Source organism: Shinella sp. AETb1-6 (genome assembly GCF_009826875.1).
GTDB classification, from domain to species: domain Bacteria; phylum Pseudomonadota; class Alphaproteobacteria; order Rhizobiales; family Rhizobiaceae; genus Shinella; species Shinella sumterensis.
Genome location: NZ_WUMM01000003.1, coordinates 28,087 through 41,345, shown reverse-complemented (window position 1 = coordinate 41,345; position 13,259 = coordinate 28,087). Strand labels below are relative to the sequence as shown.

General features: G+C 62.1%; 15 protein-coding genes. 12 read left to right on the top strand and 3 right to left on the bottom strand.

All coding sequences use genetic code 11. The annotated features are described in order from the left end of the window. Positions 1-68: 68 nt before the first annotated feature. Positions 69-968 carry a LysR family transcriptional regulator gene (locus GR158_RS05830; protein WP_160870329.1) on the top strand — a complete coding sequence of 300 codons (900 nt, stop codon included), beginning with the start codon at positions 69-71 and terminating at the stop codon, positions 966-968. 112 nt (positions 969-1,080) lie between these two features. Here the strand turns inward: GR158_RS05830 and GR158_RS05825 are convergent, their stop codons facing one another. The 3 genes from GR158_RS05825 to GR158_RS05815 all read right to left on the bottom strand — a co-directional run bounded on the left by GR158_RS05825 (position 1,081) and on the right by GR158_RS05815 (position 3,216). Then, positions 1,081-1,407, bottom strand: a complete 327-nt coding sequence (locus GR158_RS05825) for an Atu4866 domain-containing protein (protein WP_160870328.1) — start codon at positions 1,405-1,407, stop codon at positions 1,081-1,083. Between the two features lie 102 nt (positions 1,408-1,509). Beyond that, a complete protein-coding gene (locus tag GR158_RS05820; protein ID WP_160870327.1) occupies positions 1,510-2,064 on the bottom strand; it encodes a nuclear transport factor 2 family protein in 555 nt (184 codons plus the stop codon). Positions 2,065-2,157: 93 nt separating this feature from the next. Beyond that, positions 2,158-3,216, bottom strand: coding sequence for an aldo/keto reductase (locus tag GR158_RS05815; protein WP_160870326.1), 1,059 nt, complete (start codon positions 3,214-3,216; stop codon positions 2,158-2,160). Positions 3,217-3,311: 95 nt separating this feature from the next. Here GR158_RS05815 and GR158_RS05810 point away from each other — a divergent pair, with 95 nt between their 5' ends. The 11 genes from GR158_RS05810 (at position 3,312) to GR158_RS05760 (ending at position 13,257) form a co-directional block, all read left to right on the top strand. After that, positions 3,312-4,202, top strand: coding sequence for a LysR family transcriptional regulator (locus GR158_RS05810; RefSeq protein ID WP_160870325.1), 891 nt, complete (start codon positions 3,312-3,314; stop codon positions 4,200-4,202). A gap of 107 nt (positions 4,203-4,309) precedes the next feature. Continuing rightward, on the top strand, positions 4,310-4,759 hold the full coding sequence (locus GR158_RS05805; RefSeq protein WP_160870324.1) for a MarR family winged helix-turn-helix transcriptional regulator: 450 nt from the start codon (positions 4,310-4,312) through the stop codon (positions 4,757-4,759). Positions 4,760-4,763: 4 nt separating this feature from the next. Next, on the top strand, positions 4,764-5,573 hold the full coding sequence (locus GR158_RS05800) for an NAD(P)-dependent oxidoreductase (protein ID WP_160870323.1): 810 nt from the start codon (positions 4,764-4,766) through the stop codon (positions 5,571-5,573). 132 nt (positions 5,574-5,705) lie between these two features. Then, the gene (locus GR158_RS05795) at positions 5,706-6,725 is read left to right on the top strand and encodes an ABC transporter substrate-binding protein (protein ID WP_160870628.1); all 1,020 of its coding nucleotides are present in this window, start codon (positions 5,706-5,708) and stop codon (positions 6,723-6,725) included. Positions 6,726-6,787: 62 nt separating this feature from the next. Beyond that, positions 6,788-7,780: an iron ABC transporter permease gene (locus GR158_RS05790; protein WP_160870627.1), complete on the top strand. Its 993-nt coding sequence runs from the start codon at positions 6,788-6,790 to the stop codon at positions 7,778-7,780. Then, a complete protein-coding gene (locus GR158_RS05785) occupies positions 7,777-8,538 on the top strand; it encodes an ABC transporter ATP-binding protein (RefSeq protein WP_160870322.1) in 762 nt (253 codons plus the stop codon). Before GR158_RS05790 ends, GR158_RS05785 begins: the two co-directional genes overlap by 4 nt. A 115-nt stretch (positions 8,539-8,653) precedes the next feature. After that, positions 8,654-9,271, top strand: a complete 618-nt coding sequence (locus GR158_RS25595; protein WP_306039579.1) for a helix-turn-helix domain-containing protein — start codon at positions 8,654-8,656, stop codon at positions 9,269-9,271. 78 nt (positions 9,272-9,349) lie between these two features. After that, a complete protein-coding gene (locus tag GR158_RS05775; protein WP_371731620.1) occupies positions 9,350-10,387 on the top strand; it encodes an extracellular solute-binding protein in 1,038 nt (345 codons plus the stop codon). A gap of 58 nt (positions 10,388-10,445) precedes the next feature. After that, positions 10,446-11,351, top strand: a complete 906-nt coding sequence (locus GR158_RS05770; RefSeq protein WP_371731619.1) for an ABC transporter permease — start codon at positions 10,446-10,448, stop codon at positions 11,349-11,351. Positions 11,352-11,353: 2 nt separating this feature from the next. Beyond that, positions 11,354-12,139 (top strand): ABC transporter permease, encoded by a 786-nt coding sequence (locus tag GR158_RS05765; protein WP_160870320.1) that lies wholly within the window; start codon positions 11,354-11,356, stop codon positions 12,137-12,139. Positions 12,140-12,141: 2 nt separating this feature from the next. Further along, positions 12,142-13,257 carry an ABC transporter ATP-binding protein gene (locus GR158_RS05760; RefSeq protein WP_160870319.1) on the top strand — a complete coding sequence of 372 codons (1,116 nt, stop codon included), beginning with the start codon at positions 12,142-12,144 and terminating at the stop codon, positions 13,255-13,257. Positions 13,258-13,259: the final 2 nt, after the last annotated feature.

Genomic DNA, 13,259 nt, shown 5'->3' with positions numbered 1-13,259 from the left:
ATGTAGATCTGCCGGATTGGTGATATAAGATTTGCAATTTGAGATGAGATAGTGAGGAAAATTCACGAATGGTGCGCCCCAGCCTAAGCGATCTGGCCGCCTTTTCCGCAGTGGCCGATCACCAGAGCTTTCGCAAAGCAGCCGACGTCATGGGTGTTTCGCGTTCCGCCCTCAGCCACGCGATCATCGGTCTCGAGGCGAAACTCGGCGTTCGGCTCTTCAACAGGACGACGCGCAGCGTTTCGCTGACACAAGCCGGCTCACGCCTGCTTGGCCGCGTCAATCCGCTTCTTCAGGATCTCGATCAGGCGCTCGATACGCTTTCGGAGGAACGCGGCACGCCAAGTGGCACACTACGGATCAATGCGAACAAGAGCGGCGCACGCATCCTTCTCGCTGACGTCGTTCCGCGCTTTCTCGATCTCTATCCCGACGTCGAGCTTGATCTCGTATCGGAAGGCCGCCTTGTCGACATTGTGGAACAGGGTTTCGACGCCGGAATACGCCTGTTGGAAGCCGTTCCGAAAGACATGATCGCGGTAAGATTCGGCGGCGACGTGCGTTTCGTCACCGTCGCAGCGCCATCTTATCTGGACGGCAAGGCCAAACCGCAAACACCCGATGATCTTCATCAGCATTGCTGCATCCGCCAACGTCTGCCGAGCGGCAAGCGCTATCGCTGGGAGTTTTCCAGACGCGGCGCCGAAATCTCTGTCGACGTGCCGGGCAACCTCACCCTCGATGACAGTGATCTTCTCGTGCAGGCGGCGGCGGACGGCCGCGGTATTGCTTATGTGCCGGAACATTTCGCGCGCCCGCTCATCGGATCGGGCCGGTTGGTGACCGTGCTGGATGACTGGTGCCCGTCCATGCCCGGCCTGGCGCTCTATTATCCGCGCAGCCGGCGTGTACCATCACCGCTGCGAGCCTTCATCGACCTCCTGCGGGAGGTGGACAGGTCACGATAAGGGCGATACCGCGTGACGTCTGCCCCTGTCAGATGGCCTGCCAGATGGATCGAGACGAGCCTGCCACACGATCGCTCTGGCCCAATCGCGCAGCACAGGCTCGTTCGATATGTCAGGGTGTCGCCGGCTTTCGACGCAAGATCATGCCGCCATGGTGCAAGGTGTTGGCATCGACGAAATCGCCGTCGGCGGTAAAGCCCGTGTCGTCCCAGTACTCGATATGCGTTCCGTCGACTTCATAGCGGCCTTCATAGGCTCGTTCGCGCTGGCCGCGCGCTTCGACATAGCGTCCGTTCGGAAGAAGTTCGTGGCGGACACGGTTGTCGTCGGTGACCCACATGCCGGCGTAGGGATGGTTCGACTGCAAATTTGTTTCCTGTGCTTCTACGGATTGAAACGAAAGGGTGGCAGTGACGAGGGCTGCAAATGCCGGTCGCATGGTCTGGCTCCTTTAGACGTTGCTGTTGGCGGTCTGGTGAGGGCGCGAATACGCGCGGTGCCGGTCCGGCAGACGCGCAGGTCTGCCGGACCGCAGCATCGGTCATTGGGAACGCGGGGCGTTGTTATCCACGACCTGCTGATAGGCAACAAGATCCAGGAAGGCTTCCGCATTGACCACGAGGCCGTCCTTCATCTCGAGAATCCAGACGAACTGGTTGCGGTAAGGTGCGCCGGACGTCGTCGTCGCCGTCCCGTCGAAGCGGATGATGACCGTGTCGCCGTCGGCAAAGATGTTGTGCACCTGCGGCATGATCGGCGCCGCAAGGCGGCTGGTCAGGGGAAGAGAGGCCTGTTCGACGAAATCCTTCTGGTTTCGATAGATGCCGGCCACCGGGCCCGAGCCATGAATTGTCCAGACGACGTCGGGGGCGAGGAGTTCCGCGAAGACATAGGTGCCTCCGCGCCATTTTTCGAAGGCGGCCTCGACGATCGCCTTGTTCCGTTGCTCGACCGCGGCGCTATCGGCAGCCTGCACCTGCGTTGCCGTTGTGTTGGCGATGGCTGGCCCCGGCAGGGCGAGCGACAGCAATGCCACTGTGATCAGAGCCGTATGGCTCGCGCCGGCAACCCGCTGGCGTGTCGGAAAAATGGTCATGGTATCGATCCTTTCTGTTGCTGGGGACTTGGCGGGGCCTGTCGACGAGCAATGAAACCGGATGCACCGTCGATGGGACTCGCGTTTCAACGGTCAGTTACGGCGTTCGACCGCCGCACCGCCGAAGATCAGTTGCTGGACAAGGGGACGTTGCGTGAAGCGGGCGGGAAAGACGGGGGCCGGCGCGCTGATCCGGTCCAGTCGATCCAGTTGCTCCGGCGTGAGCGCCAGATCCAGAGCCTTGAGATTGTCCTCGGCCTGGGCAAGCGTGCGCGCGCCGATGATGGGGGAGACGACGGCCGGGTTGGCCAGCGTCCAGGCAAGCGCCACGCGCGACGGCGTGGAATCGGCCTCTTCCGCGACGGTTCGAACCTCGTTTGCTATGTCGATCGCACGCCGGTTCAGATGCCCGGACGAGGCTATGACACCCTTGCGGGTGGCGGACACGGCTGCCTCTTGCGAATCCTCGACATCGGCAAGGGAGTACTTGCCTGTGAGCACGCCTCCGCCGAGCGGCGACCATGGAAGCACGCCCAGACCCAGAGCCGCTGCCGCCGGCAGAAGCTCATGCTCGACGGTCCGCTCGACGAGGCTGTACTCGATCTGTAGCGCAACGAATGGAGACCAGCCTCTGATATCGGCGAGTGTCTGCATCTGTGCAACGCGCCAAGCAGGTGTGTTGCATATGCCGAGATAGAGCACTTTCCCGGAACGAACGAGGTCATCGAGTGCCCTCATCACCTCGTCCGGCCGGGTCGTCATGTCCCATGCGTGAAGATAAAGAAGGTCGATGCGATCCGTGCCGAGCTGCTTCAGGCTCTGCTCGACGGAGCGAACCATGTTCAGGCGGTGGTTGCCGCCCGAATTTGGGTTGCCCGGGTCGCGTGCCATGGTAAATTTCGTCGCAAGAACGATCCGCTCGCGCTTGTCGGCGATGAAGGTTCCAAGCAGGCGTTCGGCACCGCCATCGGTGTAGTTGACCGCCGTGTCGAGGAAGTTGCCGCCTCGGTCGACATAAAGATCGAAAATGCGGCGCGCCTCGTTGCCGTCGGCACCCCAGCCCCACTCGGAACCAAAGGTCATCGTTCCCAGGCTCAGCGGTGAAACGCGCAAGCCCGACCGTCCAAGAAGTTTATAATCATCAAGCGCCATGTCAGCTCTCTCCTGGTTGCGAGAACAAGGTAGGCGGCTCGATAAGATCAAACAACTTGCCCAATGATGACCACGCTGGTAAATCTATCTAACCAATGGTGATCGATCTGAACGGCATTTCTGTTTTCCTGGCAATCGCGGAAGCGCGCAGCTTTCGCGTGGCCGCGGAGAATCTGGGCGTCACGCGGCCAGCCATCAGCCAGGCCATCCGTCGTCTCGAAGATCGGCTCGGCGTGGCGCTCGTGCGTCGCACGACGCGCAGCGTCAGCCTCACGGAGGCCGGCGAACAACTGTACCAGCGTGTGGCGCCGGCGATTTCCGAAGTCGGACTGGCGCTCGACGCAACGGCAGACCGCGACAGCGCACCAAGCGGGCTCTTGCGGCTGGCCGTGTCGTCCATCGCCGAACAGTTCATTTCCGGGCCGCTTCTGGCGCGTTTCGCGGATGCCTGTCCCGCCGTTCAGATCGACGTGACGGTCACGGACGAGGAGTTCGACATCGTCGCGGAAGGCTATGACGCGGGGGTACGGCTGGGCGAAGTCATCGATCAGGACATGATTGCCATTCCCGTTTCGGGCGATCAGCGCCAGGGCGCCTTCGCCGCGCCATCCTACATCGAACGTTTCGGCATGCCCGCGCATCCTTCGGAGCTTTCAGCGCATCGCTGTATCGGCTGGCGCCCGGCGCCGCACAGCGCACCCTATCGCTGGGAATTCGGCCAGGATGGGCGCGATTTCGATGTGGCAGTCGATCCCCAGATCACCACCAACGACATGTTGCTTATGATCCGCACAGCCTGTGCCGGCGGAGGCATCACCTTCGGCATGGAGGACACCTTCAAGCCCTATGTCGAATCCGGCCAGCTGGTTCCCCTGCTTCAGGACTATTGTCCACCCTTCGCCGGGTTTTTTCTCTATTACCCCAGCCGGCGCAATCTCGCTCCGAAACTGCGTGCGCTCGTCGACCATGTGAAGCGGTGGCGATAGCGCCCATCGTGACATCGCTGTCGTCTTACCTGGCCCACTCTCCTTGAGCCTTGACATTCGTTCGCTACCTTGCAATTATCGTTAGGTAGCAAACGAATGAGTTTTCAATGCACGATCAGGCGGACACCAAAAATCTCTCCGTGGGCGCCTGGACCAAGCGGTGTTATTTCGCCGGCCGGGCCCTTATGGACGAGCGCCTAAGACCTTTCGATCTGGGGTCCACGCAGTGGTATGTCCTCTGGTATCTCGTCAACAACGGCCCGTCCGTCCAGCGCGACCTCGGTCGCGCTCTGGAGCTCGAACGCGCCACCTTGAGCGGAATCATCGCAACGCTCGTGCGCAAGGATCTGGTTGCGCAGACCGCGGATGGCGGCGATCAGCGACAACGTCTGCTGACATTGACGGCGACGGGAGAGGCGCTATGGCGACGGCTCCCTGATCTTTCTTTCATTCACGATGCTGCTTTCGGCGGAATTAGCGAGGCTGATCTGGCCACGACCATACGTGTCCTCAAATCAGCGACAGAACGACTGCAGACCCTGTTGAGAAAGGATTGAGCAGATGACCGTACTGATTACCGGGGCCACCGGGCTCGTGGGTGAGCGACTTGTCCCGCGGCTGGCCGAGACCGGCTTTGCCTGCCGCGTCCTGCTTCGGCCTGGCAAGGATTGCCCCGCGGGCGCCACAGGGGTTACGGGCGATATTCTCGACCCTTCGAGCTTGGCGAAGGCCGTCACGAAGATTTCTGCTGTCGTGCACCTCGCGGCCGTCTTCCGAACGCAGGACACCGATCTCATCTGGAAAAGCAATCTCGATGGGACGCGCAACCTGATCGCCGCCGTCAAGGCCCATGCTCCCGATGCGCGCTTCATTATGTCGAGCACCAGCCATGTCTACAACAAGGACAATCCGCATCCGGGACGGGAAGACGATCCGGTCGATCCACAACACGCCTACCCCGCAAGCAAGGTTGCAGCAGAACGGGAGCTGCGTGAAAGCGGGTTGAATTGGTCGATCCTTCGCTTTCCCTTCGTCTATGGTGATGGGGACGGACATCTCGAATCCCTGCCCGATCACGTCGGCACCTGGCATCCGGCACAGCGCATGAGCACGATCCACCATCGCGACATCGCACAGGCGGTCACGCTGGCGCTCAGGGGTGCTTTCGACCGACGCGTTGTAAACATTGCGGACGAAGCCCCCTCCTCCATCTACGAACTCGCGGGAATCGTCGGGTCCCCCATGAAATCAAGCGCCGAGCCTCTTGCAAATCCATGGTACCTGCATGTCGACACATCCCTCGCCCGCAGCCTCGGCTTCCGCCCCGGCATAAGGACCGTGTATCAGGCGTGGCAGGAGGACATCTCGTAAAGGCCATCGCGGTGGCCAGCTCATGTGCGGCGCGCAGGAGAAAGGTGAGGAAAAGGCTCTTGTTTTCCTTTGCGCCGAGGATTACAGAGCGCTCATATTTGGTCCCGACCGGAAACAAGGATGAGCGAGACGATGAACAGGGTGCTTGTGAGTGCGGCTATCTGCGCCGTTATTGGCATGTTGGCGACACCGGGTTTTGCAGCCTCGACCACCTATCCGCTGACAATCGAGAACTGCGGCGCGACGGTGACCTTCGACAAGGCTCCGGAACGCGCCGTCGGACTTGGCCAGAACAGCGCGGAAATCATGTTGCTTCTCGGCCTTGAAGACAGGATGGTCGGCACGGCGTTCTGGCCGAACAAGGTTCTTCCGCAACTCGCCGAGGCCAATGCGAAGGTCAAAGTCCTGACGGTCGAGTTTCCGACCTTCGAAGCCATTCTGGCGCAGACCCCGGATTTCGTCGCAGCCGCCCTGCCGAGCCTGATTGGCCCGTCGAGCAAAGTCGCCAAGCGCGAGGACTTCGATAAGGTTGGCGTGCCGAGCTACATCTCGCCGAGCACCTGCGTCGCCGAAGGTAGCGCCATGGATAAGTTCGGTTACGGCGACCGGTCGCAGCTCTGGAACCCGGACACGCTTTACCGGGAGATCGACGAGATCGCCCAGATTTTCGACGTGCGCGATCGGGGCGACGCGCTCATTGCCGACCTGAAGAAGCGTGAGGCCGCGCTGCGCGCCGATGCACCGAAGAACGGGAAGAAGCTGTCCTACGTCTTCTGGTTCTCCAGCCCCTCGCCGTCCGCCGACGCCTATCTCGGCGGCAAGAACAGCGCCTCCGGTTATATCGCCGATGTGCTGGGCGGAACGAACGCCATCACCTCCGAGGCCGAGTCGCCTGCGCTCGGCTGGGAGAGCATCATAGCCAGCAATCCCGACGTCATCGTGGTCGCGCAGGTCGATCGCAACCGCTGGGACCTGGACAAGTCGGAGGCCAAGATCAAGTTCCTCACGACGGATCCCGGCACGAGCCAGATGCCCGCCGTCAAGAACAAGGCGATCGTGGTGATGGACGGCCAGGCCATGAACCCGACCGTGCGGACGATCTACGGCGCCGAACAGATCGCCCAACAACTGAAAACGCTTGGCCTGAAGTGACGACCGAGACGATCCGCAGTTCGTCGGGAAGACAACCTCGGCACCTCACGGTCGTCGCGGGGATCATTCTGGGCTCGCTCGTGGCCATAGCGCTGGTCGTCGGGATCAGCGTGGGGATCGGTGACATGCCCATCCCCTTGTCGACCACCTATTCGGCGATCACGAACAGGCTGGGCTGGACGATGGTCCAGCTCAACCCCATCCACGAGACCGTGATCTGGGAGTACCGGCTGAGCCGCGCGCTGGTCGCGGTCTTCTGCGGCGCGGGCCTGGCGCTGTGCGGCGCGATCATGCAGGCGATGCTGCGCAACCCTTTGGCAGAGCCCTACGTGCTCGGCATCTCCGCCGGCGCCTCGACCGGCGCCGTGGCGGTCGTCATCCTCGGCATCGGCGCAGGCGCGTTCTCGCTTTCGGCAGGCGCATTTGCCGGAGCCTTCGCCGCGTTTCTGTTTGTGGCGGTTCTGTCCAACGGAGCACGCGGCGGAGCGGACAGAACGATCCTGGCGGGCGTTGCGGCATCGCAGCTCTTCAATGCGGCAACTTCTTACATCGTCACCACCTCCGGCAATGCCCAGCAGGCCCGCGACGTGATGTTCTGGCTGCTTGGCAGCTTCGGCGGCGTTCGCTGGCCGGAATTCTGGCTGGTCTCCATCATTGTTGGATTGGGATTGATCGTCTGTCTCTTTTACGCTCGCGTGCTTGACGCCTTTGCTTTCGGCGATGAGGCCGCCTCCTCCCTCGGGATCGACGTCGGTCGAACGCGGATCATTCTCTTCGCGCTGACGGCAATCATGACCGCGACCATCGTCAGCATGGTCGGAACGATCGGCTTCGTCGGGCTTGTCGTACCGCATGCCGCCCGCTTCGTGGTGGGTCCCCTTCACGCGCGGCTTCTGCCTGCCTGCGCGGTCACGGGTGCGGTGTTCATGGTTTTGGCCGATATTGCCTCGCGCACCCTCATCCCTCAGCAGGTGCTGCCGATCGGCGTCGTGACCGCACTGGTTGGCGTCCCCTTCTTCTCGATCATTCTCTACAAGCTCCAGCGGGCATCATGAGCATCAGGGCGGAAAATCTGGTCTGGAAGGTCGGCGCGAAGACGATCGTCGACGATGTCTCGCTCATTGCCAAGCCCGGTGAAATGCTGGGATTGCTGGGGCCGAACGGCTCGGGCAAGACCTCGCTGCTGCGGCTGCTGGCGGGACTGAAGCGGCCTCTTTCGGGGCAAGTCACGCTCGACGGGCAAAACATCGGCAGGATCCGCCGACGCGCGATCGCACGGCGCGTGGCCTTCATCGAGCAACACGCAACAACCAACGCCAATCTCAAGGTCGTGGACGTCGTCAAGCTTGGCCGTTTCCCGCATCGATCGATGTTTTCCGGGTGGACCAGCGATGACGATGCTGCCGTCAACAATGCGCTTGATCGAACGGAGCTGACCGCGAAACGGCACGACACCTGGCAGAGCCTGTCGGGTGGGGAAAAGCAACGCGCCCACCTTGCCCGTGCGCTTGCCCAGTCGCCGAAAGAGCTCATCCTGGACGAGCCGACGAACCATCTCGACGTCCACCACCAGATCAGCCTCCTGCGGCTTGTTTCCCAGCTTGAGGTGACCAGCATCATCGCGCTGCATGACCTGAACCATGCGGCGATGTTTTGCGATCGGCTGCTTGTCATGAAGGCGGGAAAGATCTTCGCGTCCGGCGCGCCTGAAGACGTGCTGACCCGCGAGCTGCTCGGCGACGTCTTCTCCGTGGAGGCGCACGTATCGCCCTCCCCCTATCATGCCAGGCCGCACATCCATTTCGTGCGGTAATCGACGCGGTTTGCAAGCCGCCTGAGGTCGTCCAAATTAAAAATCGGAATCACGCATTTCGATATTGCTAATCTTCGCCCTTCACTTAATATGGCGTTAAGTGAAGGGTGAGGCCGTGAACGAGATTTCGGTAACCGCGGACAATCAGTCGGGCATCGGCGAGAAGGTGAAGACCTTCCGTACCGCCCGGCGCATGTCGCTGCGAGCCCTTGGAGATGCGACGGGAACCACGGCGAGTTTCCTCAGCCAGCTCGAACGGGGCCTGAGCGGCGTCAATATCAGTACGCTGATGCGCATCGCCGGCGCGCTCGGCATCAGCCTGACCGATCTTTTCGACGATGGCTCACCGGCCGTCGGCCGGGTACTGCGCAAGGCAGAACGTCCGGCGCTGCCGCCGGCGGAAGGGTATCGCAAGATGCTGCTGTCTCGGCGTCCGATCCGCGACATGGAAGTCTATATCGGCGAGTTCGATCCGGGTGGCTCGACGGGTGACAAACCCTATAGCCACGGGGATTCGCAGGAACTCTTCTTCGTTATCCGCGGCGAGGTGGAACTCACCCTCGGCGAGGAGCGCCATATGCTGTCATCCGGTGACAGCATTGAATATCCAAGCTCGGTTCCGCACAAGACCGTCAATATCGGCACGGAAACCGCTGAAGTCATCTGGATGATCGCGCCGCCCACCAGCGTCGCGGATGAACTCGACCAATACCTGCCTCGGCCCGGCTCGTAGCCCCGGCAGGAACAACGTAACGCGAGCGCTACTGGGAGTATCAACATGAAGAAAATTTCGAGGGCCCTGGCCCTAACGATGACGTGCGCCCTGGCGTTGCCGGCATTCGCACAGGACAAGCCGGTCGCAGGCGAGGTCAAGGAAGGATCGCTGAAGGGCAAGACCCTGACCTTCGTGTCCTATGGTGGCATCTATCAGGATGGTCAGGTCGCCGCCCTCAAGGAATTTGTCGACAAGTCCGGCGTGACGCTGTTGAACGACGGCCCGACCGAAATCGCCAAGCTGAAGGCGCAGGTCGATGCCGGAAACGTCACCTGGGACGTGGTCGATACCGCCGACCTGCCACCCTATGTCCATTGCGGCACGCTCTTCCAGAAACTCGATCTTTCCAAGCTCGACGTCTCGAAGATCCCCCAGGGCCAGGTCGGCGAATGCTCGGTTCCGGCGATGAACTACGGCGTCGTCCTCATGTACAAGAACGAGGCCTACAAGGATAACCCGCCGAAGAGCTGGGCCGACTTCTTCGACACCGAAAAGTTCCCGGGCGTGCGCGCCATCGACGGCTCGGGCGATCCGACAGGCGGCCTGATCGAGCAGGCTTTCAAGGCGGCCGGCGGTGATCCGAAGGCGATGACATCGGACGATATCGAGAAAGGCATCCAGAAACTGCGCGATCTCGGCCCCGACACGATCTACTGGAAAACCGGCGCCGAGAGCCAGCAGCTTGCCGAATCCGGTGAAGCCGACATGATCATGATGTGGACCGGCCGCGCGATGACGGCCGTCAAGAACGGTGCGGCCTATACGCCGGTCTGGCAGGATTGGCTCGTCGTCATGGACCAGCTGACCATCCCGGTAGGCGTCAAGGATACGGATGCGGCCTATGCGCTCATCAACGCCTATCTCGGCGCGAACGCGCAGGCCGTGCTCACGGAAAAAACCTCCTACACGCCCATCAACATGGACGCGAAGCCGAAGGTCGACGAGGCGACGGCTGCCTTCCTCACCTCGACGCCCGAACGCAACGCGCAGGGTTATCAGCAGAACATCCCGTTCTGGGTGAAGAACTTCGATCTCGCCGCCGAGAAGTGGAACGCGCTTCTTTCCGGCAACTGAGCCGATCACCTGCCTTGCAAGCCCGGTCGCGCCGGGCTTGCCTTCCAAACGGGAGATGATGATGACAGCCACGCCCGATGACGGCCAGCGAGCCGGTACAGCCGTCGATGCCGCGCACTCGCCGTTCCTGCCGCGTTTGCGCCCGCGGGGCGCTGTGTGGCTAACCGCTCCCGCCGTTTTGGTGCTGCTCGTAGCGCTTGCCTATCCACTTGGTATCGTGGTCTGGCGCTCTTTTTCCGATCCCGCGATCGGCATCGACAACTACGTCTGGTTCTTCCAGTCGGCCGTCAACCGCACCGTCTTGCAGAGGACCTTCGTCGTCGCCGCCTGGGTCACGCTCGCCTGCCTCATCTGCGCCTATCCCTACGCCTATGCCATGACCATCGTCGGCAGGAACATGCGGCTGGCGCTCATCCTGTGCGTGCTGGTGCCCTTCTGGCTCAGCGGCGTGGTGCGCACGCTCGCATGGGTCATCCTCCTGCAGGATTCCGGCGTCATAAACTCCATCCTGCGCGGCATCGGCCTTTCGCCCGTAAAGCTCATCCGCACGCTTCCGGGCGTCGTGATCGGCATGACGCAGGTCCTGCTGCCCTTCATGATCCTGCCGATCTATTCCGTGATGAAGGGCATAGACACACGTCTGTTGCAAGCGGCGCGGAGCCTGGGCGCACGGCCCTGGAAGGCGTTCCTCCAGATTTACGTTCCGCTCTCTCTGCCCGGCGTTTACGCCGGCGCGATCATCGTCTTCATCCTCTCGCTCGGCTTCTACATCACGCCGGCGCTGCTGGGTGGCCCGCGCAGCATCCTGTTGTCGTCGCTCGTGCAGAACCAGGTGCTCAGCCTGCTCAACTGGGGCCGCGGCGGTGCCATGGGTGTCGTGCTCCTCGTCGCCACTTTCGTGCTGCTCGCCATCGCCGCTCCGTTGATGCGCCAGAAACACACATCCTCCCGCAGGGAGGCGTGACCATGCCGTCCTTCCCGCGCATTCTTCTCGGTCTCTTCTGCCTGCTCGTGGCGATCCTGCTTCTTGCGCCGACACTGGTCGTCATTCCGATGTCGTTCAACGGAAACAAGTCGCTGGCCTTCCCGCCCGTCGGCTTCAGCTGGCAGTGGTACGGAAATTTCTTCAGCAGCCCGGATTGGACGACGAGCTTCTCCAACTCGCTGATCGTGGCCATCATCGTGGCCGTCGTGGCGACCGTAATCGGCACGCTCGCGGCCTTCGGTGTCAGCCGCGCCGCCGCGCGCACGGGCGGCCTGCTGCGTGCGTTGCTCATCACGCCGATGGTCGTGCCCGGCGTGGTGCTGGCGATCGGCATCTATGCGGTCTATCTCGATACGCACCTCGTCGGCACCGTCACCGGCTTCGTGCTGGCACACACCATGCTTGCCATTCCCTTCGTGCTGATCGCCGTGCAGGCGAGCCTCGAGGTCTTCGACCGCCGGCTGGAAACGGCGGCCTCCAGCCTGGGCGCCGGCCGCCTGACCGTGTTCCGCACGGTGACGCTGCCGCTGATCCTGCCGGGCGTGCTATCGGGCGCGCTCTTCGCCTTCATCACATCGTTCGATGAGATCATCGTCGCGCTGTTCATCACCAGCCCCTATCTCAAGACGCTGCCGGTGCAGATCTACACGTCGATAACGCGCGACGCTGACCCAACGGTCGCGGCCGTCGGCACGCTGCTCTTCCTCGCCACGTCGCTCATCATCATCGCCGGCCTCCTCTTGGGCATGCGCCGCGAAAGGACCTGACCATGCCTGTTTCCCAACGCTCCGCGGGTGCCGCGATCGAAATTCGAAAGGCCTCCAAACGCTACGGTCGCTTCACGGCACTCAACGACATCGACCTGCATATCCGTCCCGGCGAATTCATGACCCTGCTCGGTCCATCGGGCTCCGGCAAGACCACGACGCTGAACCTGATCGCAGGCTTTACCGACATCACCTCGGGCGCACTCGAAATCGGCGGAAAGAGCGTCACCGGCCTGCCCTCCCACAAGCGCAACATCGGCGTGGTCTTTCAGCACTACGCCCTCTTCCCGCACATGACGGTGGGCAAGAACGTCGCCTATCCGCTGACGCTGCGCGGCATCAAGGGCAGTGAACGCGACAAGCGCGTCCACCGCGCCCTGGACATGGTGAAGATGGCCGACTTCGCCCATCGCTACCCCAGCGAACTTTCGGGTGGCCAGCAGCAGCGCGTGGCACTCGCCCGCGCGCTCGTCTTCGATCCGCCGCTTTTGCTGATGGATGAACCGCTTGGTGCGCTCGACAAGAAGCTGCGCGAATGGCTGCAACTGGAGATCAAGCGCATCCATCGTGAACTCGGCACCACCTTTGTGTATGTCACGCACGACCAGGAGGAAGCCCTGGTGCTGTCCGACCGCATCGCCGTGTTCAACGGCGGCCGGATCGAGCAGATCGGCACGGGGCGGGAACTCTATGACAGCCCGGCGACGCTCTTCGTTGGCCGCTTTATCGGCGAATCCACCATTTTGCGCGGAACCGCCGAGATTTCAGGCGGCGACACGGTCGTGACCATCGGTGGCCAGAAAGTTCTCGCGCATGGCCATCTGGCCGGTGACGCGCGTCCGGTCATCCTTCTGCGGCCCGAGCGTTTGGCGCTGAAGCGCACCGGCGCGGATATCGTGTCCGGCGAGAACCGTCTGGCAGGTACGGTCGTGGAAGCGATCTATCTCGGCTCCGGCTCGAAATATGAAATCCGGCTGGCCGACGGCACCACCGCGGTCGTGCGCAGTCCGCTGGGATCCGCGGATTTCGCGATCGGCGACACCGTCGACGTTACCTTCCAGCCCTCCGATCTTATCCTCCTCCCCGACGATGCCAGCGCCGACGTGACGCTGACCTGAAC